The 24220-nt window shown below is 61.3% G+C and carries 23 protein-coding genes and 1 pseudogene; 13 read left to right on the top strand and 11 right to left on the bottom strand.

Going from position 1 to position 24220, the window contains the following annotated elements; genetic code table 11:
• The first annotated feature begins 31 nt into the window (after nucleotides 1-31).
• Nucleotides 32-826, top strand: a complete 795-nt coding sequence (locus AC4CS3_RS08015; RefSeq protein ID WP_490782958.1) for a carbon-nitrogen hydrolase family protein — start codon at nucleotides 32-34, stop codon at nucleotides 824-826.
• Here AC4CS3_RS08015 and AC4CS3_RS08020 read toward each other — a convergent pair.
• Entirely contained in the window at nucleotides 823-1365 is a 543-nt protein-coding gene (locus tag AC4CS3_RS08020) for a DUF2087 domain-containing protein (protein ID WP_490782959.1), read from the bottom strand. The genes AC4CS3_RS08015 and AC4CS3_RS08020 overlap by 4 nt on opposite strands.
• Before the next feature lie 123 nt (nucleotides 1366-1488).
• Nucleotides 1489-2634, bottom strand: a complete 1146-nt coding sequence (locus tag AC4CS3_RS08025; protein ID WP_490782960.1) for an acyltransferase family protein — start codon at nucleotides 2632-2634, stop codon at nucleotides 1489-1491.
• Between the two features lie 335 nt (nucleotides 2635-2969).
• Here AC4CS3_RS08025 and AC4CS3_RS08030 point away from each other — a divergent pair, with 335 nt between their 5' ends.
• Together AC4CS3_RS08030 and AC4CS3_RS08035 are read left to right on the top strand one after the other, a co-directional pair.
• Nucleotides 2970-3428 (top strand): prevent-host-death protein, encoded by a 459-nt coding sequence (locus AC4CS3_RS08030; protein WP_441412694.1) that lies wholly within the window; start codon nucleotides 2970-2972, stop codon nucleotides 3426-3428.
• A 2-nt stretch (nucleotides 3429-3430) separates the two neighbouring features.
• Nucleotides 3431-3781 carry a hypothetical protein gene (locus AC4CS3_RS08035; protein WP_490782961.1) on the top strand — a complete coding sequence of 117 codons (351 nt, stop codon included), beginning with the start codon at nucleotides 3431-3433 and terminating at the stop codon, nucleotides 3779-3781.
• Between the two features lie 50 nt (nucleotides 3782-3831).
• Here AC4CS3_RS08035 and AC4CS3_RS08040 read toward each other — a convergent pair whose 3' ends face one another.
• The gene (locus AC4CS3_RS08040; RefSeq protein WP_490783054.1) at nucleotides 3832-4356 is read right to left on the bottom strand and encodes a dihydrofolate reductase family protein; all 525 of its coding nucleotides are present in this window, start codon (nucleotides 4354-4356) and stop codon (nucleotides 3832-3834) included.
• A 307-nt stretch (nucleotides 4357-4663) separates the two neighbouring features.
• On the opposite strand from AC4CS3_RS08040, the gene AC4CS3_RS08045 reads away from it, so the two are divergent.
• The 3 genes from AC4CS3_RS08045 (at nucleotide 4664) to AC4CS3_RS08055 (ending at nucleotide 6442) form a co-directional block, all read left to right on the top strand.
• Complete coding sequence (locus tag AC4CS3_RS08045; RefSeq protein ID WP_490782962.1) at nucleotides 4664-5503, top strand: DUF998 domain-containing protein; 840 nt, start codon at nucleotides 4664-4666, stop codon at nucleotides 5501-5503.
• A gap of 475 nt (nucleotides 5504-5978) precedes the next feature.
• Nucleotides 5979-6206, top strand: a complete 228-nt coding sequence (locus tag AC4CS3_RS08050; RefSeq protein WP_490783055.1) for a helix-turn-helix domain-containing protein — start codon at nucleotides 5979-5981, stop codon at nucleotides 6204-6206.
• 62 nt (nucleotides 6207-6268) lie between these two features.
• Nucleotides 6269-6442, top strand: a complete 174-nt coding sequence (locus AC4CS3_RS08055; protein WP_490782963.1) for a DUF4236 domain-containing protein — start codon at nucleotides 6269-6271, stop codon at nucleotides 6440-6442.
• Between the two features lie 618 nt (nucleotides 6443-7060).
• Here the strand turns inward: AC4CS3_RS08055 and AC4CS3_RS08060 are convergent.
• The 7 genes and pseudogenes from AC4CS3_RS08060 to AC4CS3_RS08090 all read right to left on the bottom strand — a co-directional run bounded on the left by AC4CS3_RS08060 (nucleotide 7061) and on the right by AC4CS3_RS08090 (nucleotide 15315).
• The gene (locus AC4CS3_RS08060; RefSeq protein WP_490782964.1) at nucleotides 7061-8494 is read right to left on the bottom strand and encodes an amidase family protein; all 1434 of its coding nucleotides are present in this window, start codon (nucleotides 8492-8494) and stop codon (nucleotides 7061-7063) included.
• Between the two features lie 22 nt (nucleotides 8495-8516).
• Nucleotides 8517-8759 carry a hypothetical protein gene (locus AC4CS3_RS08065; protein WP_490782965.1) on the bottom strand — a complete coding sequence of 81 codons (243 nt, stop codon included), beginning with the start codon at nucleotides 8757-8759 and terminating at the stop codon, nucleotides 8517-8519.
• Between the two features lie 527 nt (nucleotides 8760-9286).
• On the bottom strand, nucleotides 9287-11488 hold the full coding sequence (locus tag AC4CS3_RS08070) for an ABC transporter ATP-binding protein (RefSeq protein ID WP_490782966.1): 2202 nt from the start codon (nucleotides 11486-11488) through the stop codon (nucleotides 9287-9289).
• On the bottom strand, nucleotides 11485-12417 hold the full coding sequence (locus AC4CS3_RS08075; RefSeq protein ID WP_490782967.1) for an ABC transporter permease: 933 nt from the start codon (nucleotides 12415-12417) through the stop codon (nucleotides 11485-11487). Before AC4CS3_RS08075 ends, AC4CS3_RS08070 begins: the two co-directional genes overlap by 4 nt.
• Before the next feature lie 36 nt (nucleotides 12418-12453).
• The gene (locus tag AC4CS3_RS08080) at nucleotides 12454-13386 is read right to left on the bottom strand and encodes an ABC transporter permease (RefSeq protein ID WP_490782968.1); all 933 of its coding nucleotides are present in this window, start codon (nucleotides 13384-13386) and stop codon (nucleotides 12454-12456) included.
• Between the two features lie 259 nt (nucleotides 13387-13645).
• Nucleotides 13646-14184: pseudogene (locus AC4CS3_RS08085) on the bottom strand (transposase); the annotation flags it as partial.
• A 69-nt stretch (nucleotides 14185-14253) separates the two neighbouring features.
• Complete coding sequence (locus tag AC4CS3_RS08090; protein ID WP_490782969.1) at nucleotides 14254-15315, bottom strand: Lrp/AsnC family transcriptional regulator; 1062 nt, start codon at nucleotides 15313-15315, stop codon at nucleotides 14254-14256.
• A 94-nt stretch (nucleotides 15316-15409) separates the two neighbouring features.
• Between AC4CS3_RS08090 and AC4CS3_RS08095 the strand changes: the two genes are divergently transcribed.
• Both AC4CS3_RS08095 and AC4CS3_RS08100 read left to right on the top strand, forming a co-directional pair.
• Nucleotides 15410-16630 carry a M20 metallopeptidase family protein gene (locus AC4CS3_RS08095; protein WP_490782970.1) on the top strand — a complete coding sequence of 407 codons (1221 nt, stop codon included), beginning with the start codon at nucleotides 15410-15412 and terminating at the stop codon, nucleotides 16628-16630.
• Between the two features lie 283 nt (nucleotides 16631-16913).
• The gene (locus AC4CS3_RS08100; protein ID WP_490782971.1) at nucleotides 16914-18479 is read left to right on the top strand and encodes an ABC transporter substrate-binding protein; all 1566 of its coding nucleotides are present in this window, start codon (nucleotides 16914-16916) and stop codon (nucleotides 18477-18479) included.
• Between the two features lie 52 nt (nucleotides 18480-18531).
• Here AC4CS3_RS08100 and AC4CS3_RS08105 read toward each other — a convergent pair whose 3' ends face one another.
• Nucleotides 18532-19173, bottom strand: a complete 642-nt coding sequence (locus AC4CS3_RS08105; RefSeq protein WP_490782972.1) for a GntR family transcriptional regulator — start codon at nucleotides 19171-19173, stop codon at nucleotides 18532-18534.
• Between the two features lie 295 nt (nucleotides 19174-19468).
• On the opposite strand from AC4CS3_RS08105, the gene AC4CS3_RS08110 reads away from it, so the two are divergent.
• The 5 genes from AC4CS3_RS08110 to AC4CS3_RS08130 all read left to right on the top strand — a co-directional run bounded on the left by AC4CS3_RS08110 (nucleotide 19469) and on the right by AC4CS3_RS08130 (nucleotide 24001).
• Entirely contained in the window at nucleotides 19469-20713 is a 1245-nt protein-coding gene (locus AC4CS3_RS08110; RefSeq protein ID WP_490782973.1) for a metal-dependent hydrolase family protein, read from the top strand.
• 13 nt (nucleotides 20714-20726) lie between these two features.
• Entirely contained in the window at nucleotides 20727-21467 is a 741-nt protein-coding gene (locus AC4CS3_RS08115) for an amidohydrolase family protein (RefSeq protein WP_490782974.1), read from the top strand.
• Nucleotides 21464-22216, top strand: a complete 753-nt coding sequence (locus AC4CS3_RS08120) for an amidohydrolase family protein (RefSeq protein WP_490782975.1) — start codon at nucleotides 21464-21466, stop codon at nucleotides 22214-22216. Before AC4CS3_RS08115 ends, AC4CS3_RS08120 begins: the two co-directional genes overlap by 4 nt.
• The gene (locus AC4CS3_RS08125) at nucleotides 22216-22977 is read left to right on the top strand and encodes an SDR family oxidoreductase (protein ID WP_490782976.1); all 762 of its coding nucleotides are present in this window, start codon (nucleotides 22216-22218) and stop codon (nucleotides 22975-22977) included. The genes AC4CS3_RS08120 and AC4CS3_RS08125 overlap by 1 nt, the downstream gene beginning before the upstream one ends.
• Before the next feature lie 259 nt (nucleotides 22978-23236).
• Nucleotides 23237-24001: a sulfite exporter TauE/SafE family protein gene (locus AC4CS3_RS08130; RefSeq protein ID WP_490782977.1), complete on the top strand. Its 765-nt coding sequence runs from the start codon at nucleotides 23237-23239 to the stop codon at nucleotides 23999-24001.
• Nucleotides 24002-24220 lie beyond the last annotated feature (219 nt).

Raw genomic sequence — 24220 nt, forward strand, 5'->3', positions numbered from 1 at the left:
CATCATGTATACAACAATCTGGAGTAAATTCATGCGTTTAGCCGTGGCACAAATCATCACCGGGGCCGATGTGGCCGCCAACCTGGAACTGATCCGAGAATACGCCACCCGAGCCAAAGCTGCTGGAGCCGAACTCGTCATCTTTCCCGAAGCAGCGATGCGCGCCTTCGGCAGCAGCCTGGCCGACATCGCCGAACCGCTCGACGGACCGTGGGCAGAAGCGGTCCGCGGCGTTGCGCTGGAGCTGGATATCGCCGTCGTGGCGGGAATGTTCACTCCGGGCGAGGGCGGCCGGGTCCGGAACACCCTTTTGGTCACGGGCGCCGGGGTGGACACGTCGTACGACAAGATCCACCTCTTCGATGCGTTCGGTTTCGCGGAATCCGATTCGGTCGACGCCGGCACGTCACCCGTAACGTTCGAACTCAACGGCACCGTGTTTGGCCTTGCCACGTGTTACGACGTTCGTTTCCCCGCCCTGTTCACCGCCAACGCCCGGGCAGGAGCGCAGGTCAACATCGTCTGCGCCTCATGGGGCGCCGGCGAAGGCAAAGCCGAGCAGTGGGAACTGCTGGTGCGGGCCCGCGCAGTGGACAGCACCACCTTCGTCGTGGCGTGCGGCCAAGGCGATCCGGCGAGCGTCGGCCTCCCCTCCACAGGCACGGCGCCCACAGGCATCGGGCACAGTGCTGTGATCTCGCCACTGGGTGTCGTAGTCGCCGCCCTCGGGGAAATGCCGGAACTCGCCATCGTGGACATCGATCCGTCTGTTGTGGAAGAAGTCCGGGGCAAGCTTCCCGTTCTGGCGAATGCCAGGGACCTCTAGCGGCCGCCGTCGGCGTCTTCTTTGGGGGCAAGCCAGTACGCCGAGCCGTCCGACGTGCGGCTCATGATGCTCGAGTCCACGAGATACCGCCTGAGCATGGGCACGTCTCCAGTGAACCGGGCGAGGCGTTCGTTAAGCTCCCGTTCCGCCACCCGCTCGCTGGTCTTGAGGACGCGCGTCGCAACCCAGGCGAGAACCTTGAGTCGGTCTGCCTCCCTCGCCGGATAGCGATCAATGCGGCCATCCGAGGTCAAGAAGCGCTCGACGCCGGACGGGCTGGGTGCCGACGAGAGGCTCGCCAGCGCGTCCCGGAAGGCATGCTCGCGGATGCGGTAGAGAACATCGCCTTCGGTCTCAACCATTTCGACCAGCCCCGCTTGGTCCAGGAGCGCGAGCGCCCGTTCGAGTTTCGCTGGCGAGAGCGAACTGCCCGGGGTACCGCCAACGCTGATCTCAGCGAAGACCCTCCGGGCTTGGGTGTTTGCCAGTGCGGCGAGGAGGCGCCGCACATCCGGCGTCGTCAATGAGTCGCTCCCCATGAGCCCAGCTTAGGCACAAATCGGCGTCGAAAGGTCACGGACCACGGAAGGGGTGGGAGCGGTCGTTCCAGCTGTTGATGAACGCACCGATCATGCTCGTGGGGTCACCAGCTTCCCGCGCCGCTATGGATGACCTGGGCTGCTGGTGGCCACGCGGGCGGCGAGGCGGCTCATGAGAGCGCGCCGGACCCGCTGGGCTGGCTGCTCGACGGCCACGCAACTCAGGAAACCAAGGGGCCAGGCCGCAACGAGAGCGAGCGCAGCAAAGCCGAGTACGGGAACGTGTGCCGGTGTGTGGGCGGCTGCGAGGAGTTGCTGGATTGGCCACCCGTAGATGTAGATCCCGTAGGAGATGTCATATCGTGACCCGATGGCGGACGCGCTGCCGATTGAACCGATCGACAGGACAAGGTAAGCAAACGGTAATGGGGCGAGGGCTGTACCGTAGCCGGTGGCGAGAGCGCCCCAGACGGCCAGTGCGGCGAGAAGGCTTGGCACCGCACCGACGCGGACCGTTCGCCTCTGCGTGGCAAGGAGAGACCCCGCCATGAAGATCGCGAGCAGCGGGAGGACGAATTCGGTGCGGTTCGGCCCGAAGCTGCCTGCGAGGAGCTTTCCGAAGACTGCGCCCGTCGATGCAGCAAAGAGCAGGAATATTGCAGTGGCCGTGCCCCGCTTGCGCTCTGGAATCCTGCGGAGCAGGAACACGATCGCAGCGATGATGACGTAGCACAGCCCTTCCCAGGTGAGAGTCCACAGGGGGCCGTCCCAGTCAAAGCGGTCGTTGTTGCCCCAGAGGGACGTCCCTATGGTGGGTGTGTCCATGACACCGATGCTGAGCCCCAAGGCGGCGCCGAGGAAGGCCAGGGCTCCGCGCAAGTCGTAGGTCCCGTGGGTCAGGAGAGCGCCAACCGGCGCGGCCACGAAGGCAACAGCAAGCGCAGCGACCACGAGGGCCGGATAGATGCGGGTCAGGCGGGCTGCGGCGTACTCCAGCACGGTGTCGGAGCGTTCGGCACTGACGGTGATGAGATAGCCGGAGATGGCGAAGAAACCCATGACGCCTGCGGTGCCGAGCTTGATCCCGTATAGCGAGGGTTCCGGGCCGTAGCCGCCCAGCCACCACGAGTGGGAGACGATCACGGCTGCGGCGAAGACCAGGCGCAGGGCGTTCAGCGAGTTTCGTCCGGAGCCCAGTGCGTTACCCAGGGTGCGGTCGCCGAGTATGGCCGGGCTCGGACGGTCCCATGCTCTCGTTGGGGTCTTCATGGGCTGGTCATCTCTTTTTCGGGCACCAGGGACTGTTCGGGTGTCCATCACGGGTGTGACGCGGCTAACATTTCATCTGAATCTACACGAGTAGATCTGAGGGGGTCAAGCGACTTTACCTTCGTCCCGGTTCTCGCGCGAAACAATGAGCGCGCTTCTTGTGCTGTCCCAGAGAAATCGTTCAACGTAACACCCTAGTCGCGCGTGTTTGCCGAAAGATTTCCGCGGGGGGAATTAGTGAGGCGCCGCCATCTAGCCACAGTGTAATGCCCTCCTGCCCGCGCAGTTCCGCCTCCTCGCTGGACTTCCGAACACGTTCCGAATATGATGGATGCATGGCCATCGCAGCAGATCTCCCCGTGGCAACCCGACGCTCATCTGACCTGAGCAAGCACTCCGCCGAGGTTTTCGCCGAGGCCGAGGACCATCCCGTGACGGTGACCCGGCGCGACGGCGAGACGCTGGTTCTGATGTCGCAGCGTGAAGCCGAGGGGCGCTCCCTCCTGCTGAACTTCGCCGCGCAGCTCATCACCGTCACTCTCGATGACCGCGGCACGCTTGCCGAGCGCATGTCGAAGGCTTTCCCCTGGATGCTCGCCCTCTCGCCAGTCGACAGGGAGTCCTGTGCGCAGGACCTCGTCGATGCTGCGCGTGCGTCTTTCTCAACCAACCAGCCGCACCTCGCCATTGCCGAGCTGACCAGCTGGAAAGAGACGGCCACGGCCGTCGCCGCCGGGCTTGGCAGCGCCGACCTCGAGTGGCTTGACGATGACGAGACCGTGGAGCGGCCGTAACTGTGGCCGCGGCCAAGAAGGGCGAGCTGGTCCCCCGTCCATCGAAAAAGATTGAGTACGAGATCCAATTCGCCACCGCCGACGCGCAGAAGGGGTGGCGGGATCTCGTCGCAACGATCCGCAACCCCATGACGGAGACCTGGGACTTCCTCACCCGGACGCCGTTGGCGACGACGCCGACGAACTACCGGCTGAAGGGCGAACTCGGCGTCATCGAGCGAGGTGGCGCGACTTACGAGCGCTGGCAGCACAAACCGACGGCGAAGGGCACCGCACGCATATGGTTCTACCTTAACGAGCGCACGGTCTTTCTGGAGCAGGTGCATACCAGTCATCCGAACGAGACGAAGTAGCCCGAACCAGACTAGTTTCAGCCGAAGCTCACCGGCGACGGCAGTCACCCTCAATCAGCCAGTCGATAGTGCAAGGCGACCGCGCCGTTGCTGAGCGGCTCCGCCGAGATGAGATCGAGGTGTCGGGTGCTAGGCAGTCCGCCCTGGTACAGGGTGGGACCGTGGCCGGCAATCATGGGATGGACAAGGAACTTGTACTCGTCGATCAGATCCAGTTGGTCCAGCTCTGTCGCAAGTTTGCCGCTGCCGACGAGCACCCCGCCGGGAGTCGCATCCTTGAGATCCTGCACCGCCGTTCGCAGGTCGCCGACGACGTGGTGGCTGTTGGTCCACGGGAAGTCACTTCGCGTCAACGACACAACGTACTTCGGCTTGGCCTCCAGCTTGAGCGCCCACTCGCGCATCGCAGGCGGCGCGTCCTCCTCGCCGCGGGCGACCGCCGGCCAGTAGCTCTCCATCATCTCGTAGGTGGTGCGGCCCCAGAGCATTGCGCCCCCCTCGTCCATGAGGCGGGTGAAGTAGGCGTGCGTCTCGTCGTCGGCGATGCCTTCCTGGTGGTCGACGCAACCATCCAGGGTGACGTTTGATGCTGAACGTTAGGAGACCCATACGACGATTTTAGGCCGCCCACTTACCGACGCCTCAACTATCACCGCCTTGCTACGGAGGCTATTCACTGGACTAGTTAACGGGTAGCACGGCGGGCTCTCCTCTACTCAATTCCGTGCAAGGATGCGCAGGTCTTCATTCGAGTAGCGGAACCTCTAGTATTTTGTCCAGTCGAGCGCCTTAATCTTTGCTATGAACAAGGTGAACAGCTGGATCGAGCTACTCGGCGGCTGGTGTTTGGGGCGGCGTCCAAGGACGTCAGATACTCGGCACATGATCGGATCGTGGGCCGCGAAAGCGATGCTTAGTTTCATCGTATTTGAGTGGGTCGTTCAGCTTGGGTGGAAAGGCAATGGCACTTACAGCTACGTGTCGAACTACGTCAGCGACCTCGGCGCGGTACATTGCGACGACGTCGGCAACCCTACCCGCTACGTGTGTTCTCCGTCCTTTGCTGCGATGGATCTGGCTCTTATCTTCATCGGCGTGAACGTCGTGGTAGCGGCCTGTCTCATCACTTCGCCGGTGCTCTGGATTGCAGCACATGCCGGCGACCTTGATGACGCTTACAAGGCGGTACGCCGGGACAAAACTGACGGCAAGATTCGAATGCAGCCCACCGGTTTTGCCAAGGTAACGACAACCATCATTCGTTGGTCGCTCGCCGTCACCGGGCTGGCTATTTTCGCCATCGGCGTCTTCCCCGAAGACTATCCAAATGCAGGCCACACTATTGGAATCCACGACCCGGCCGTCGTCATTCTGTCGTTTGGTATCTTCGTAACCCTCGTCTCGGTCGGCGTGCTCTGGTTCAGGCGGACCGACGCAAGCCTTTGGTTTTTCGGACTGGCCATCGTCGCCGGCGTATCGGGGTTGTTGATGCTGCTCACCGGGGGTAAAACCGATTTCTCAGGCATTTTTGAGCGTGGCGTCATCTACGCGTTCATTGCTGGTCTGGCCATCCTTGGCTTCATGGTCAGTTCTGCGGCCCATCATGAGCGCATTGGCCAACTTCAGCCGCGACCAGTCACAAAGCCGCTATGGGGGCCTCGCCAGGCTGGGCGGCTTGTCGCACCGTTCAGGCGGCGTCACGCGACCGTGCTCGAGATTTAGCAGTCGACCATGCCGCAGGAACCCACCTCTCGTTGGCGAGTCTTGCAGCGGGCCCGGAACGCGGGGTAGCTGTCTCCGCGGCAAGCACTTTGGCCAGTCGTTTCGGCCAGAGCACGTGAACGCCACGAGTCGAGAACGCGCCCCCGATCAGGGGCCAGTTGGCCTCGACGAAGCAGAGCACACCGGTAACCGGAACATCCCCGACGCGGTCGCGCACTACGTCGACCTGTTTGAGCACCCCATCGACCAGTTTCGTGCAATCTCAGCTGGCGAAATCTGCACCACCACACCCCGAGAAAGCAGAAAACCCCTGGCTGACCAGGGGTTTTCTTTGGCGGTGACGGTGGGATTTGAAACCTTTTCAGCACTCTTGCTGGCGGGGGGGAAACCTCTAGATTACGGCACGCCATTTCACACCCGATGTGCCCAAATTGTGCCCTCCCGGTAAAGTCAGCGGATGAATGACGCCCCGATCATGACGGTCGCGGATCTAGCGACTCGGCTAAACGTGTCAACCGAAACGGTCTACCGGATGTGCAGGACCCGCAAGTGGCCAAATAGCAGGATCAGCCGGCTCTATCGATTCGGTGAAGAGCACTACCAAGCGATAATTGCCACTCCGGTGATTCCGGAGCGAAGGCCGCGCACGCAGCGTGAGAACATCGAGTGGCTACTTCGTTTGGTCACTATTCCAGACGAATAGCGTTCAGTGCCGACCCTAGAAAAGCCATTGCTTTGGCCCAACTGATAGCAGAGGATACGGGCATGGGATTCATCTACCGCAAGCGCGTCAAGCTGGGCAAGAATGGCCACATCAACATCTCCAAGTCCGGGGCATCCGTCTCCGAGAAGCTCGGGCGCGTGACGGTGAACAGCCGCGGACGGGTCACTGTGCGAATCCTGCCCAGGCTGACCTTCAGATTCGGCAAGCGCCGCTGAGGTCCCTGGCCGCATGCCAGAATGTGCCAATGAGCCGCTGGGGCGGAGGGCCTTGTCTTTTCCGATTTTGGGGCAACCGGACGAGGCTTCCTCGAAGGCGAGGGTCCCGGAGTCTTGCGTCAGCGCTCACTCCGCACTGGTCGAGCCAAAGGTGTATGAAGGTCTTGAGGCAGGACTTGTGCCATCGAAAGTGTTTGGAGGGCCGCCGGATAGGCGGGGGACAATCAAGGCGATGGACCCAGCGAGAGAGGGCCTGACGATTCCATCTGCATGTAACGAATAGCTCCGGTGCAACTTCCCGACTGGTGGCGTCATCTGGTGCTGGCCGTTTTTGGCTGAAGGATAGAAACGTGCTGGTGGACTCAAGGGCTCGGACTCCGATTCATCACTGTCTCGTCAGCGGAGACGCGGCCTGATAAGAGTTTGTACGTGACGTAGCCGTTCGTTGTTCTGAAGAATCTTCCGACAAGAACTCGAACGTCGTGACAGAGCAGAAGCAGATGCTGGTCGGCTGCATGCCAGTCCCGAAGAGGAGCGCGCACAGCCATGCGCAGACATGCACTTGGCACGCCCTATAGCCAGCTAGGCAGGGTCCTCCGCCTTCATTGAACCGTTACTTCAGTGTGAGTTCCGCGCCACCAGCAGCTGTGGCAGTTTCTGCGCGAAACCGGTAGCCTGCTCGAAGCCGTGCCCCAGTTGGAGGAGTTCAAAATCCTTTCCGTGGTTCATTGCGATTTGAATACCAACGGGCAGTCCGTCGTCGCTGAAGCCGGCAGGGACGGAAATCGCGGGGATGCCGGCTGCGGAGACCAGGGAAACTGAACGCATCCAATCGAGATAAGTTTCCAGAGCAACACCCTCTATTTCTGTGGGATACCTCGCCGCTGCATCGAAAGGAAGCACCTGGGAACAGGGACTGATGAACGCGTCGTAGCGACTAAAGTACTCTTGGATACGTTCATGGAGTCTTGTGCGAGCAAGCGCGGTTTCAACAAGATCACGACTGGTCAGGCGGCGCCCCCGCTCAATATTCCATCGCACTTCGGCTTTTACTTGGTCACCATGGGTATCCACGACATCACCGAAGCCGAGCACGAAATCGAACGCCCTCGTATTTGCGAACACGAGATCCGCGTCTCGAAGGTCCGGAGCGGCCTCCTCGAGATGAGCCCCGAGATCCCGGAACACATTCAGCTGCCCTTCGAGCACGCTAAGGACTTCACGCTGCACTGGGACACCGACGCCGAAATCCGGTGACCATCCGACCCGCAGTCCGCTTAGGTCTGTTTCCAGGGGTTCGGCAAATCGGCGCGGTTGAACAGGGCTGTCAAACGGAGTCCTGGCATCGCGGCCGCTAACAGCCGACATCGCGAGAGCGACATCGCCGACTTCTCGTGCCATGATGCCGGTCCTTCCCAGCCATGCCCAAGCGTTGCGTGTCGGCGCCGAGGGGATGAGCCCAAGGGATGGGCGAAATCCGACGACGTTGCAGAAGGAGGCCGGGATGCGCAGCGATCCCCCCATGTCGCTGCCATCACCGATGGACTGGATGCGTGAAGCGAGAACTGCTGCCACTCCGCCGCTGCTTCCTCCCGCGCTGAGGCCGGTGCTATAGGGGTTGGTGGTGGTGCCGAACACGTCATTGAATGTGTGGGCACCGGCAGCGAATTCAGGAACATTGGATTTTCCGGTGCTGATTACCCCTGCTCTTTTCAACCGATGGATGATGACATCGTCGATGGAGGGGACGTAGTCAGCGAAGATTGGGGAACCTTGGGTCGTCCGCATTCCTTTAGTGTTGTGTGTGTCCTTATGCGTCATGGGAACCCCGTGAAGCGGCGGAAGCTCCACACCGGATGCGGTGAGATTATCGGCGGCGGCGGCAGCGGCGGCGGCGGCCACCCGGTCCTGCGTCACCACGGCGTTGACTGCGGGGTTTAGGGCGTCAATCTGTCTGAAGTGCGCCTCCAGGGCTTCGCGCGCGGAAATGTTCTTCTTCCTGATCTCCGCAGTGAGAACCACGGCCGACAGCAGGTTGATGGGGCTTGTCATCTTTCATTCTTTTCTATTGTCGTCATTTGCCCACCTTGGACAGGAGGGAGGTCAACGCGGCACGGACACCGGTGGTGAGGGTGGGCTCAATAGGGTGCGAAGTACGGAGATTGACATCCAGGGAGTTGTCCGCTGCGGTCATGCGTACCTGAGAGTACGCACTGAACATCGCGTACACGGAGGGTGTAGCGCTCGCTTTGGCCAGGAATCCGAAGCATTCCCTGCCATCACCCCGCGAAACCTTGAAGAACGGCATCGTCGCCATTGACCCGACGGGCACCATCGATCAGGGCGTTCGCGGCAGCGGGATCGTTGGAGCACCTGGGAAGCTGGAAATCTGTTCGATTAATTCGGGGAGAGCCCCCCAGAACTGTGGTGCGGACGTCCTCGTCGAAGTTCTGATGTTGAGGGTGAACTTGGCATCGGCCGGAACGATGTTCTACTTCAACCTCCTTGAACGTTCCGATGGACTGTTTGAGGTGGGAACCGGGGCCGGACTCTTCGACGAACTCGTGACCCGAGCGTGGGGGACGATTTACCGCAACGGGGGTGCGTCCCGGCGCGCCTTCGTGCATCCGGTCGGGAAGTGCGGTGTTCCTTACGTGTCTGACCAGCACCGATGTCAGCAACGCAGCCAGCCGAGGACGTGTCTCGGTGTACCTCGACAGGCCAAGCCCGAGCTCACGGAACGTTCCGTCCGGGTCCATGAAATCGCGTTGGATGTCGATCGGAAGCAGTGCTGTGTGCGCCGGGTTGACTAGGTCTGCAAGCTCGGTGAATACAGCCTTACCCTCAATGTTGATCGATGTCATTCCTTGTTAAACCCCTACTGCCGAGCGGCTTTCCCGCCGTCGTTGGATACTGCACAGATGGCGTACGGTCGTTGCTGATGGGGCGGACGGTCACGATCCCACCGTCCGCCGTAAGCGGAAAGTGGCAGGCGACGGCGTGGCGGCCGCCGCTCACTTCGAGCTTCGGTTCTTCGACTGCGCACAGGGCCGTCGCCAGAGGACACCTGGTGCGGAACCGGCAGCCGCTTGGCGGTTCGATTGCAGACGGGATCTCGCCCGAGAGCCCCGCGCTCTGCTTGCTCCGCTCCCGAGCCGGGTCCGGCACTGGAATCGAACGGATGAGGCCAGCGGTATAGGGATGGCGGGGCGCATTGTAAACATCATCGCTCGGTCCGATCTCGACCAGCTTGCCCAGATACATGACCCCGATCCGGTCTGCCATGTACTTCAAAAGCGAAAGGTCATGCGAAATCACAACGTAGGTGAGCGAAAACTGGGCCTGGAGGGAACGCATCAGGTTCAGGATCTGCGCTTGAACGGACACATCGAGGGCCGACACCGGCTCGTCGGCGACGATGACTTTCGGTCGCAGCACGAGTGCCCGGGCCATTGCGATTCGCTGACGCTGACCGCCCGAGAACTCGTGCGCGAAGCGTTCTGCCGCGTCACGGGGCATCCCTACAGCGTCCAGCAGTTCGTTCACCGTGGTGCGGCGGTCGCGGGCAGAGCCGATGCGCTGGGCATCGAGCGGCTCCGCGACGAGATCGGCGACGGTCATTCGCGGGTCGAGGGCGGCCGAGGAATCCTGGAACATCATCTGGAGGTCGCGTCGCCGGCCACGCCACTCACTTGACGACATGCGTGCGATGTTGTCGCCGCCGAAGCTCACTGTCCCGTGGGTGGGGGATTCGAGTCCGACGAGCATCCGGCCGATCGTCGTCTTACCGGAACCAGACTCGCCGACGATGCCCAGCGTCTCACCCTCATGAACGTCTAGGCTGACTCCTGACACAGCGTGAAGCACACGACGCGGCTTGAACGCGGCCGGGTTCTTGACGTGGAACTCCTTCTCGACTGCGTATAGCCGCATCAGCGGCGCACCGGCGTCGACCAGAGTCTTCGGCTCCGGGAGACTTGCCGTGACGAATCCGTCCCCAACCGGATCACTCCCGATGCCGACCGAGCGCGGGTGGAAACACGAGTGCGTGTGCACAGGTCCAACCTTGATGACCGGCGGGTTCTGGGTGCGGCACTGTTCGTCGGCGAATCGACAGCGCGCCGCAAAACGGCACATCTCGGGGAGATCAATCAGTCGAGGCGGTGTTCCGGGTATGGAAGCGAGGGCTTGCCGGGAATCGAGGTCGAGGGTCGGCATCGATTCGAAAAGTGCCTGCGTGTAGCGATGCCGGGGATCTGCAAACAACGCCGGTGTAGGGGCCTCTTCCACGATCCGTCCACCGTACATAACTGCTACTCTGTCGGCGTGGCCCGCTATGACGCCGAGATCGTGGGTGACGAGGATGATGCCCATGCCCAGTCGCTTCTTGAGATCGTCGAGGAGTTCCAGGATCTGCGCCTGGATCGAGACATCAAGTGCCGTCGTCGGTTCGTCAGCGATGAGGAGCCGTGGCTCGCAGATCAGGGCGATCGCGATCATGGCCCGTTGACGCATGCCGCCGGAGAGCTGGTGTGGGAAATTGTTCAGGCGATCCTTTGGTTGTGGCATTCGGACCAGGGAAAGCACCTCCACTGCACGTTGATCCGCAGTGCGGGCCGACGATGAGGGGTTATGGATGCGATAGGCCTCTCGCAACTGGCTGCCGATCGTCCGCGTCGGGTTCAGCGACGTCATGGGGTCCTGGAAGACCATCGCGATGTCATTGCCTCGGAGGCGTCGAAGGTTCTTGGGGTGCATCGTTGTAAGCTCGCGGCCGGCGAACCCGATTGACCCGCAGACGATCGACCCGCCCGGAGGCAGCAACTGCAGCACGGACATGCCGGTCATCGTCTTTCCCGATCCGGATTCTCCGACCAACCCGACGGTCTCGCCGGCCTTTACGGAGAAGCTGACCCCGTCCACCGGACGGACGAGGCCTGTCGGCGTGCGGATTTCGACCTGTAGGTCCCGGATCTCCAGCAGGACGTCGTCCCTTCTGTTGTTCCCCCCACGAGCCGAGGGGCCTATTTTCGTTGTAGCGCTCATGCCGTCTCCTTGGATCCGTTGTTCGTGCGGCGACTGAAGCTGATGGGCCGGAAAAGCATGCGCTTCCTTCGACCCTTGTAATCGATGAGCGTCATCACCCAGTCGCCCGCGAAGTTCGATATGAGAATGGTGGCCGTGATGGCGATACCGGGGAAGGTCGACAGCCACCACGCGGTGGAAAGGCTCGTAGCGCCGGCCGCGAGGTCGCTGCCCCAGTCAGGATTGGGGAGCTGGACCCCTAGGCCCAGGAAGCTCAGAGTCGTCGCGGTGAGCACAGCCCAGCCGACTGCGCTACTGGCCATTACGATGACCTCGGAGGCCAGATTCGGCAACAGATGACGCACCGCGGTGCGAAGGCCACTCGATCCGAAGACTTTGGACGCCTGAACATACTCGATCGAACGCAGTTTCCGCACGGAAGCCTCGACGACCCGCGCGAATCCGGGCGTGTAGGCGACGCCCAACGCGAAAATGATGCTGTTGACGCCGGAGCCAATCGACGCGATCAGGATGAGGGCGATAAGCAGGACCGGAAGGGCCAGCAGCACGTCGACTACTCGCATCACCATGATGCTGAGGACGCGGGGGGCCATGCCACCCACGACACCGATGGTCACTCCGAGAAGAGTTGCCAGCAGCACTCCGCCGAGGCTCGCGGCGAGTACAGGTTGGGCGCCGTACACGACGCGGCTGAACAAGTCTCTGCCGAGCTGGTCGGTACCGAAGATGTACGCTCCACCCGGTGGAGCCAGGAACTCCGGGCCGTTGAAGAGGGGGCTAATGGGCGCGATCAGTGAGGGACGGATCAGCAGGACCACAAGCAGAAGGAATGAGATCGACATCCCGCCTGAGCTCAGGATCTTGGCGACGCGACCCATGTTGTGACGGCGGGGAGCGGGCGTTGCCCGAGCGATAGGTGCAGTTATCATAGCTGGCTCCTGTTGAGAATACTGTTCGTGATTCCGCTATGCCGACGATGAGGCGAGCCGGGTGCGTGGATCGATAGCACCGACAGCGAGATCGACAATGAGGTTGATCAGGATGTACCCGATCCCAATCAAGACGATTGAACCCTGGACCACGGGTATGTTCTTGGTGGTGATCGAGGTGGCCAGAAAGCTTCCGACGCCGGCGCGGCCGAAAATGATTTCGGTGACGGCGGCGCCGGTGAGGATGTTCCCGAATTGCAGGCCGATCATGGTGACGGCAGGGATGGAGGAATTGCGGAAAACGTGGCCCATAAGGACCCGCAATTCCGAGCATCCACGGGCTCGCGCCGACTTGACGTAGTCGCTCCGGTACTCCACGATGACGCGGCCGCGGATGAGGCGCGTCAGGATCGCCGAGTAACCCCAGCCAAGCGAGATGGCGGGGAGGACAAGCGCCCCTAGGGTGCCGTCATCGATCGCCGGGAGCCAGTTCATCTGGATGCTGAAGAGGAGCACCATAACCAGTGCGAGGAAGAAGTAGGGGACAGCGACGCCGAAGAACGAGACGCTGCGGGCAACTTTGTCGAGAAGCGAGTTCGGGCTGACCCCGGCTACCAGGCCCAGCGGGACGCCGATCACTATAGCGACGAGCATCGCCGCGCCGGTCAGCATCAGGGTGCTCGGGGCTCGCGACAGCAACTCGCTCGCGACCGGGTTGTGCGTGACATACGATGTGCCCAAGTCGCCGCGGAGAAGTTGCTGGATGAAATTCGTGTACTGCACCCAGAATGGATCGCTGAGCCCGAGTTGGCGGCGAAGATCGGCGACCTGTTGCGGTGTCGCATTGGAACCGAAGAGCATCGCCTGTGCGGGATCGCCGGGCACCATGTGGATCAGTGTGAAGGCGATCATGGTCACTCCAATCACAACTGGGATTGACGCTAAAAGGCGGCGCAGTATGAAGGCCATGATTCAGCCCTCGAAGCTGTTCGCTGATCGCGGCGCCGGTGTTGTGCGTTGCTCGTGGATCATGGACGTCTCCCTCAGTGCTCTTCGTTGAGTACCGTTCTGCAGCACGATTGCCACAGACATGTTTCAGATATATCAGAGTTTGACTTCTGATTCTAGGGTCTGGGGGTGGCATATGGTCGCCTACTGACGTGAAAAATAGGTGACCAAGGATAGTGATCGCAAGGGCCGGTGTTGGGGGGGCGTGCGCGGTTATCCGCTGCTGGAGCGGTTCGAGGGTGACGTGGTAGCCGAGTGCTTCGAGCTGGCGGAGGATGCGGACTTTGCTGAGCAGGGCTGGTGCCGGGGTGTAGTAGTCGGGCCGGGGTCGGCACAGCATTCACCCGTGGTGAGCCGTGCCAGGCGGCGGTCAGCATTGAATGTTCGACGGCGACGAGCCCCTTCATGGTCCGCGGCGGGACTTGATGCGGCGGTACTTCGCCTCGAAGTAGGTGGTTTGGGAGCGCGAGACCGCGAGACTGCGGTGCCCAGGGCGCGTTTGAGGCACTTGTTGCCGGGCCCTGGTTTTTTGTCAAAAGGCTCCATGAGTTCACCGATCCGCGCGGCGAGGGCGGCGATGTCCGTGCTGTGGGCATCGATCCGGTTCAGAAACAGCCGGGCAATGAATGCGTGGTGGGCGTTGAAGCGGCCCGTCAGCGCCTCGGTCAGCGCGGGGATCTTCCGTCGCATGCTCCTCTTCGCCAGTTCGGCGAGCGCTGCCGGGTCGTTCTGACCCTCGATCAGCGTCTGGAGCCAGAGAGTCACCGCTTCTGGGCGGCCCGAGTAAGGATCTTCCATCCCAGCGCGGAGCGAAGCGCCCCTCAGGAACTAACCCGTCAACGGGGCCGGATGCTCCAGCGGATGTTCCCAAATGTTGATGGGAACCACACCGACCGCACGACCCTGGGCATCGATCAGTCTGCCCATTCGCTTGACGGTTCTCAGCACGATAAGCCGGTCGACGATTCGCACCTGGGGCAGCTTTAGGGAAATCGCCGACTCCAGTCTGTGCACCTCTTCGACCGTCCTCAACCATGCGGAGAGAATCAGGTTCGACGCGGCGGCAACGGTTGCGCAAAGTCTGACCTGCCGGAACCGGCTGAGCACTCTGGCGGAGTCGGCGAGAACGTCGATGGGCGCGTCCGCCCAAAGGTAAACCTGCACAGGCCATTCTGAGAGTTCAGCCGACACATCGGTGCGGGGAAGCATGATCCCGCTCCGGATTAAACGATTCGTGTGCCGGCGCACGCTGGTCGCACTGACGCCGGTGAGGCTGGCAAGCTCGGAATACGAAGCGCGCCCGTTCATCGCGAGTAGCCTCGCGATCGCCTTCAACTCTTGTGTCATGGTGATTGGATTGGCTTCTCTCGGGCCGGCGTCCAGTTCGAGGCGGGAACGCTCCAGAATCCGTTGCGGGTTTTGGTCGAAATTGATCAGGCGCCAGGAGGATCCCTCTTTATAGAGCTTCGTCGCAACACGCGCGCGGGCGCTAAGGATGTTCTCCGCCACGCCGAGATGCTCAAGCAGATAGTGTGCGAGGGTAGCCAGGTCCGACACTGCGATCGTGATGAGCATGTCCGCGCTGCCTGTGGTGAGCTCCACGCTGACCACGAGGTCGTGCTGGGCCAGTTTGGTGGCGACGTCGAACCGCTGCGCCGGCGCACAGTTGATCTCGACATAGGCCAAGCATTGTTCCGCACGCCACGCAATCCCGGGCGAAGCGGTCACCCACGCCGTCCCCTCATCGGCGATGCGTTGCCAATGGCGCGCCGCGGTCACGGGACTGATCCGTAGCGCCTCGCCGATCGCCGACCAAGGAGCGCGTGGGGCCACCTGGAGAGCGCCAATCAACATCTGATCCTCGGTGCTCAATTTGGTGGATTCCTTCATTTTGTCGCCTCTTTTGGTTGATTTATTCAACGTTAACCGCACGATACAAACGTAATCCTAGGCTGAGGCAACTATCCCAGAGAGGAGCCTTGAAATGTCACTGCATGAATCATTGCGCCTAGCGGCGAAGGAATTGGCTCCGGAACTAGTCGAGTTGCGGCACCGCCTGCATCGTCGGCCTGAAATTGGGCTGAATCTGCCCCGGACGCAGGAAACTCTGCTCGATGAGCTCGAGGGCCTCGGGTTGGAAATCACGCTGGGGCGGAAACTCACTTCGATCACCGGTGTCTTGCGAGGTGAACGCCGCAACGGCCGAGCCGTCCTTCTGCGCGCCGACATGGATGCTCTTCCGGTGCAGGAGCTAAGCGGGGTGGACTACACAAGCGAGATTGAGGGGGCCATGCACGCCTGCGGGCACGACATGCACATGTCGATGCTCGTCGGAGGCGCCCGATTGCTGGCTGCGCGCCGTGACTCGCTGGATGGCGACGTCGTGTTCATGTTCCAGCCGGGCGAAGAAGGCTGGGACGGTGCAGGCGCGATGATCGAGGAAGGTGTACTCACCGCTGCCGGGCCGATGGTCAGCGCCGCCTACGGAATGCATGTGCTGTCCGGGAAGAGTCCGGCGGGCGTCTTCACGACGCGCGGCGGCACGATGATGGCCTCGAGCAGCCGTTTGAAGGTGACGGTTCAGGGCCGGGGCGGCCACGGCTCGACACCGCACCTAGGTGCGGATCCGATCACCGCGGCTGCGGAAATGATTATGTCCCTCCAGTCGATGGTTACGAGGCGATTCGACGTCTTCGATCCCGTTGTCCTGACTATTGGAACCATCCGTGGCGGCACGCGCTGCAACATCATTCCGGACACTATTGAATTCGAGGCGACAGTCCGTACTTTTTCGGAGCGCAGTGGCGAACTCATGAGGAGCGCCGCAACGGATGTTTGCCAAGGAGTCGCCAGGGCGCATGGACTGTCGGTCGAGGTGGATTTCATCAGAGAGTATCCGGCAACTGTGAACGATCCATCCCATGCCGCCTTAGTCGCGGAGGTCGTGGGAGAGCTGTTTGGCCCCGACCAGTTCCAGATCATGGCCTCTCCCGATACCGGCTCGGAGGATTTCTCACGAGTACTGCAAGCGGTGCCTGGCAGCTACATGTTCCTCGGTGCTTCCATGTCGAAGGATTATGAAAGGGCGCCGTCCAATCACAGCCCTCTGGCGACTTTCGACGACGACGTACTCGGAAACGGCGCTCTACTCCATGCCGAACTTGCGATCCGTTCGTTGGCCGGCCTCGCTGCGCCAATGCACTAGAGCAACGGCAGCAGGAACTTGGCGATTGGACTTCGCATAACGGCGGCATCTTCAAACAGGCAGTTGAGGTGCAACTGATATGTCACACCGCACCCGAATGCTGGAGTGGGCAACAAGAGAGAAACGATGATGAGAGTAAGGGTAGATCGTGAGCGATGATACAAGTTCGTACGGAAGCTCCTTCCGTCAAGGCGCACTGCCGATAAGCAGTGTGTTACCGGTGTCGGCTTTCTCGCGCCGGAGTGTTCTGAAAGCAGGTGGCCTTTCGCTGGCCGCAGTTGGCATGAGTTCGATGCTCGCCGCGTGCTCAGGGTCGAACTCCGCCGCGATTAAGAGTTCCGATTCGCTAACCGTCGGGGTTTACCAGGAGCCCGACTCGCTCGATCCGGCTGCTACCGGTTTGGCCATGTCGTCCATGATGATCTCGGGCGTCTTTGACCCGCTTGTGTGGTGGCTGCCGAATGCGTCCGGGGTGAACGAGTTCTTCCCGGGTCTGGCTAAGACGTACAGGGTATCGGCCGATGCTACGACCTATACTTTCTCGTTGCGCGATGACGTCGATTTCCACGATGGCACCCACTTCGACGCCACCGCCGTCAAGGCGACGCTGGACCACATTGTGGATCCAGCGACGAAGTCCCGATCGGCTATTGGCTCGCTCGGCCCGTACAAGGAAACCGTCATTCTCGACAAATACACGGCTCAGGTCGTGTTCAGTGAGCCGAACGCGGCCTTCCTGCAAGAGATGACGACGGTTCTCATGGGCATGGCATCGCCAACAGCCCTCGCGAAGTACGGGCCCGCCGGCTTCGCCAATAACCCGGTCGGTACTGGCCCGTTCAAATTCGTGGAATACGTGTCGCAGGACCACGTCACGCTGGCGCAGAACCCGTCGTACAAGTGGGGACCGAGTCTGTTCGGTGCGCCGGGACCAGCCAAGCTGAAGAATATCACTTTCAAGATCCTGCTCGACACGAATGCACGGTACAACGCGCTGCGAGCTGGTCAGATCCAGCTCGCCATGAATCTCGATCCGGACACGATCCAGACGATCAAGGGTTCATCGCAGTTCACGCACTTCGACGTCCCGTCTACCGGGCAGCCGTATGGCTTCCCGATCAACGTCACGAAGGGACCTACCGATGATCTGCGTGTCCGTCAGGCGATCCTGCACGCCATCGACCAGGATGCGCTGAACAAGTCGGCGCTCAGGGGAGCCTACACCCCGGCGCACAACGTACTCACGCCGAGCACCCCGGGCTACAGCAAGGCGGCCGACTCGATGTACCCCTATGACCCCGAAAAGGCCAAGAGCCTGCTCGACGCGGCGGGGTGGACCGTCGGAAGCGACGGCACGCGCAGTAGGAACGGCGCTCCGCTGGACCTCAGCATCCTGATCCAGTCCGCGAACGGATTCGACTTGCCAACCCAGTTCGTGGTCAATGCGCTGAAGCAGGTTGGATTCACGTCGAGTACGACGTCGCAGCCGTTCACTACAGCGATGGCGTCCTACAACCAGGGAGGCCAAAACCTCTCGGCGATCTTCTATTACGACGTCGATCCCTTCATCCTCAACAACTTGGTCTCGACCGGGCAGATCAAGTCAGGGTTCAACTGGGCGCACTACAGCAATCCAGCGATCGATGCCGCGCTGAAGGAGGGGAACGCCATCGTCGACCCCGCCGCCCGGACGGCCGCTTTCGAGAAGGTCACCACGACTTTGATGGAGGACGCGATCTTCTTGCCCCTGTGGAACGTCAGCGGTTCTTACTCCGCTGCCTCGAACCTCAAGGGACTGCACTTCGGGCCAACCGGCTACTCGCTGTTCCACACCGCGGAATTGGCCTGAGGATGGGCCGCCCGTTGTCATCAGGACCGATAGCGGGCGGACCGTCGACCACTCAGAAAAGCAAACGCAACATATGTCGTGAGGCGGCGATATGCTCGCGCATAAGCGCTTGCGCGCGTTCGGGGTCGTTGGCCCGCAGCGCGGAGACCAGCGGGGCGTGGGAGAGCATTGACGTGTCATGGTGGTGGTGCGTTGAGAAGTAGAAGCGCCATAAGCGCAAATTGTGCAGGAGCAGACGGTCGGCCGCGCCTTGCAGCAGCGAGTTGTCGATCATCTTCACCAGGAAGTGATGAATCTGATAGTCGGCCAGTAAGTATTTTTCGGTGTCGGCGGACCCTCGGGCTTCGTCCGCTAACTCAACCAGACTCTCGATGTGCGCGAGATCGTCATCGGTCGCACGGAGGGCGGCTATATAAGCGACACCGCACTCTATGGCCTCGCGGGCCTCGAATAGGTCCAGCACGCCCTTCAGGGTCAGCGGGGTCACCGTCGTGCCGCGCCGCGGCATCACGGCAATAAATTCGTCCGAAGCAAGTCGCGTGATCGCCTCGTGTATGGGAGTCCGTCCGATGCTGAGCTCGGCAGATAAGGATTGTTCGTTGACGACTGTGCCCGGAGGCAAACGTAAGTCGAGAATCATGTCGCGGAGCAGTGAATATGCGAGTTCGCTGTTACGCAGCTTTGGTGCGGGCAATGGATGGTCCTTCCCCAGTGCAGTGAGCATATGACAGGGACGGTCGTGGATCGTTCATGCCCGTTTTGTAACATATCAGCTTCCCTGGCGGGTAGCTGTCAGCTCGTACGCGGCCAGTTCTGATCTTCGGGCTGCATCCGTTCCTTGATTCTATGGCTGGTCCCCGAGGGCTCAGCATTTTGCAGATTTGATCTATCCATTTTGATCTACCCATAAGATATTTTTCACACATCGCAAGTCGGATGTTGGTATATCACAGGTATCCGACTCGCCCCGAATTCAGGAGTTGCGATATATGTCTGGTGTTCTCGGTCCGAACGACTTGTTGCTTAGGAACGGTATCGCTTTGGTTGGGGAGGATCTGCGGTCGGAGCCGTTTGGTTCGCTCATCGTGCGCAACGGCCTCGTCAGCGAAATCTCGAGCGAGGAGCTGGACTCCGGCGGCGCACCCGAACTCGATGTGCATGGCGCGTTCGTGCTGCCAGGATTGATTGACAGCCACGTCCACTTCGACTTGGCTGCGCATCCGGACCCGTTCATTCATTGGGATCGGATCCCGTTTGTGCGTTCGATGACGTGCCTGCACAACGGGTTGCTGGCGCTGCGCGCCGGTATCACGTCGGCTCGCGATCTTGGATCGGTGGACCACATGGTCCTCGACTACAGCCGTCAGGTGAGCGATGGTTACCTGATCGGTCCGCAGGTCATCGCGGCCGGGCGCCCGATTACGATGACCGGAGGACACTGTGCAGACTACGGGCGGGTCGCCGACGGAACGGAAGAGCTCAGGCTAGCTGTCCGTGAGCAGATCGCGGCCGGCGCCCGGGTCATCAAGTTGATGGCGACGGGCGGAATCTCCTCTCCAGGCAATCCCGGGCTCGCGCAGTTGACGGTGGAGGAAATGTCCGTGGCAGTGGAGGAAGCGCACAAGGCGGGACTGTCCGTCGCAGCACATGCCCACGCCCCCGACGGCATCGCCAACGCCATCGAAGCCGGTGTCGACACGATTGAGCATGCGGCGTTCGCGGGCGACCAGTCCTTCGAATTGATGAAGGCTAATGGGACGATGCTGGTTCCGACGGTCAGTGCGCTCAACCCGATCGAGGCAGGCATCGGCATCCCTGCGGCCACTGTGGACAAGAGCCTTCGGGCCCGGGAAATCTTCCGGCAGAGCACCGCGCGAGCGATCGCGGCGGGGGTGCGGATTGCAGCCGGCACTGACGCGGGAACGGCTTTCAACCCCATCGGTGGCCTCCTCGGCGAGATGCAGATGTACGTCGAAGGTGGATTGACCGCGGCCGAGGCCCTTAAAACTGCCACTGTCAACGCAGGCAGGCTGGTCCGTGCCCCGGGAGCCGGAAGCCCGGAGGTTGGTGTGATCGCAATCGGAAGCAGGGCGGACCTACTGGTCGCCGAAGGCGATCCGCGGAGCGATCTCGAGGCGCTACGGCGTCCTGCGCAGGTGATCGCCAACGGGCGACTGGTCGACCTGGACTGGGCGGACAAGACCATCGGCGAGCTCGCCGGAATGTTGGAATAACGGAGGAATCACAATGATCATCGACATGCACATGCACATTGACAATGTGCCTTCACTCGGTTGGGAAATGTCGGCAGAACAATGTATCCAGGCGATGGACGATGCCGGCGTGGATAAGGCGGCGGTCATGACCATCACCGACCTGCCAGGCCTCAATTCCCGGTCGTTGGAACTCATCGCCGAGGCCTGTAACAGCTACCCGGGCCGTCTGTACGGTTTCATTCGGTTGAATCCCGCATATCTGGAGGAGTCGAAAACCTTGCTCACGCAAGCGGTCACCAAACTGGGGTTCCGCGGCCTCAAACTTCATCCGGTCTCCAGCAATCAGCATCCAGGCGGAGCGGCGACGATCGAGCTGATCCGACTCGCCGGTAAACTCGGAATCCCGACACTGTTCCATTGCGGGGACGAGCCGATGACGACGCCGCTCTCGATTGCACCTGCCGCGGCGGCGTGCCCGGAGTCGCGCATTATTCTCGGGCACATGGGCGGCTACTTCCACGTCGAGGAGGCGATCGAGGTTGCCGAACGGTATCCGAACATCATCCTGGAGACGTCGGCGATGCCCTACCCGGAGAAAATCCGCGCTGCTGTGGAGCGGATCGGAGCAGGGCGGGTGATCTTCGGTAGCGATGGTCCGGTGAGCTCGCCGTCGCTTGAGGTGCAGAAAGTCACACTCGCCGACCTCGGGGCCGAAGCGACCAGACTAGTGCTGGGCGGCAATGCCGCGAAATTGTTGGCGGTGGCAGCATGATGATCGATGCCCTGGTCTTTCTGGGGAAGTCCCGCTTCGGCTATCAACTCGATGCGGCACAAGCCGTGGACGCCATTGAGCGCAACGGTGCCTCGGCCGCGATCGTCGCGCCGATGCATCCACGCGGGTGCGATTTTGCTGCGGTCAACGACGAGGTGGCTAAAGCCGCGCAGGATTCGGATGGCAGGCTGGTCGCGCTCGCGCGCGTCGACCCATGGGACGGAAAGCTCGCGGTCTCCGAATTGAGGCGTGCGGTCGCCGAGCGCGGTGCGCGTGGGGTGTTCCTGCACCCGGCGGAGGAGCACTTCAGGATCAACGACTCTCGCGTACGTCCCATCGTTGAGTGCGCCGCGGAATTGGGAGTCCCCGTCATGGTCGCGACCGGCTACTACCTCTATTCCGAGCCTGTGCAGATTACGCAGGTCGCTCAGTGGTGCCCCGAGAATCCTCTCGTGCTCACGAACGGCGGGCAGTTCAACATCTCCGGTATGGCGCAGTTCGACGCCGAGCTCGCTCTGCGGAATGACAACGTTTTCGTGCAGACGACTGGCATGTACCGTGAGGACTTTCTGGAGCGCGTTGTTGCTACATTCGGCGCCGAACGTCTGATGTTCGCCACCGCAGCGCCGCAGTTCAACATGGCGTACGAGCGAAAGAGGGTCGAAATGGCGCACTTCAGCGGCGCGGAACGCGGTCTCATTTTTGGCGGCAATGCCAAACGCCTCTTCGGACCGATCGGAGGTATTTGATGTCGAAGCGGGGAGTTCTTACAGGTCGCACTGCGCTTGTCACGGGAGCTGCGAGCGGGATCGGTGCGGCCATCGCGGAGGCATACGCCGAAGCAGGCTCGCGGTTGTGCCTCGTCGACCGGGCACCAGGGGACGCGATCGCTGAGGTACGGGAACGTTGCGCATCGTTCGGAAACGAGGTCGTTGTTCTCCAGGCTGACGTCGCCGACGAGGGCGACGTCGATCTCATGTTTCGCGACGCGCGTGACGAGCTCGGAGTGATCGACGTGCTCGTGAACAACGCGGGAATCCTGACCGAAGCCCCCATCGCGGAGATGTCGACGGAACTCTTCGACGAGATGATCTCGATCAACCTCCGGAGCGTGTTCCTGTGCTCGCGAGCCGCGCTGCCCTCGATGCTTGAGCTCGGATTCGGTCGGGTGATCAATATCGCGTCGCAAGTTGGTCAAAGAGGGGGAGCTCGATTGGCTCACTATGCCGCCGCCAAAGCCGGCGTCATCGGGTTCACCCGCTCACTCGCCCGCGAGGTCGGAGGGACCGGAATTACCGCCAACTGCATCGCGCCGGGCCCGATCAAGACTCCGCTCGGCGGTCAACTCTCCGAGGAGTGGACGATGTCACTCATGGCCGGGCTTCCGCTGAAGCGAATCGGTGAACCCTTCGAGGTGGCCCCGACTGCGGTGCTGCTCGCCAGCGATCCGGGCGGCAACCTGTACACCGGGCAGAGTCTGGGACCAAACAGCGGGGACGTGATGCTGTGAGCCAGCGGGCAGTGTCTCGTGACGGGAGCGGCGAGCGGCATCGCTGCGCTATCGCGCTCGGCGCGGCCGCATCCGGATGGAGCGTCGCCGTGGGGACTTTCGACGGTGACGGCGGTTTCAGCCGGTCATCGCGCTGAAGGCAGAACTGTTGATATCTGTTCATGCGGATCAGCACTCGCTACGCGCCATATCGATGACAACGAAATCTGATGACCGTGGCTGACCATCCCCTTACTAATGACATCGCCGGGGACACAGCATGCTGATACAGGCGGCTCTAGTCGCAGCCGCTGGACTCTTGGCCGGGGCGGCCAACGCCATAGCAGGAGGGGGGACCCTAATCACCTTTCCAGTCCTTCTGGCAGCCGGCCTTCCACCCATAACCGCCAATATCACTTCATCGATCGGTTTGGTTCCTGGATACGCCGGGGGCGCGGTTGCGTACAGACGTGAACTCGGACTTCAAAAGAATCGACTCAAATTCTTGGCGTTACCGACGGTAATCGGAGGGATACTTGGTGCCCTCCTGCTGCTAACAACTCCGTCAGCTACCTTCCAGGCTGTAGTTCCCTACTTGATACTCATGTCATGTGTGCTCCTGTCAATACAGCCTCAGCTGGCTGTGCTGGTCAAGAAAGCACGAGCTCAATCAGGAAAGCGAGAAAGCGAACTCGGACCGGCTGTCTATCTTGCGGTATTTGTCGCATCGATTTATGGGTCCTTTTTTGGAGCCGGCCTGGGCATTCTGCTGCTTGCAGTGCTTGGCATCTATATCAGTGACCATCTCCAGCACCTGAATGGACTCAAGAGTCTACTATCACTAATAGTAGTGATAGTGGGGGTAATCATCTACCTCGTCTCCGGGCAGGCACGCCTGGACCTGGTCGTAATTCTCCTGGTCACGTCCTACGTTGGAGGGACGATTGGAGGGGCACTCGCCCGTCGGATCCCGCAAACCGCCCTACGTTGGATCATCTGTGCGCTTGGAATCATCGTCGCCCTTGTAATGCTGACACGCCGGTAGGAAAAACTTGGCGGAGATCACAGGCTAGGAATTCGCATGAGCGGCCCGAATGGATCCAAGGCGAGCCCGGAGGCCAGGGAGAAGCCGTGGCGGCGCTACGACCAATGATCATTCGGGCTCGGCACCTTGATCACGTTGGGTCAAAACCGATACCCCCGGTCACGCCCAGTCGAACTGCCGCGCAGCGGGCACCCGCTATGGCTGAGTCCGGCCTGTACA

It is taken from the genome of Arthrobacter sp. SE2, from assembly GCF_058244265.1.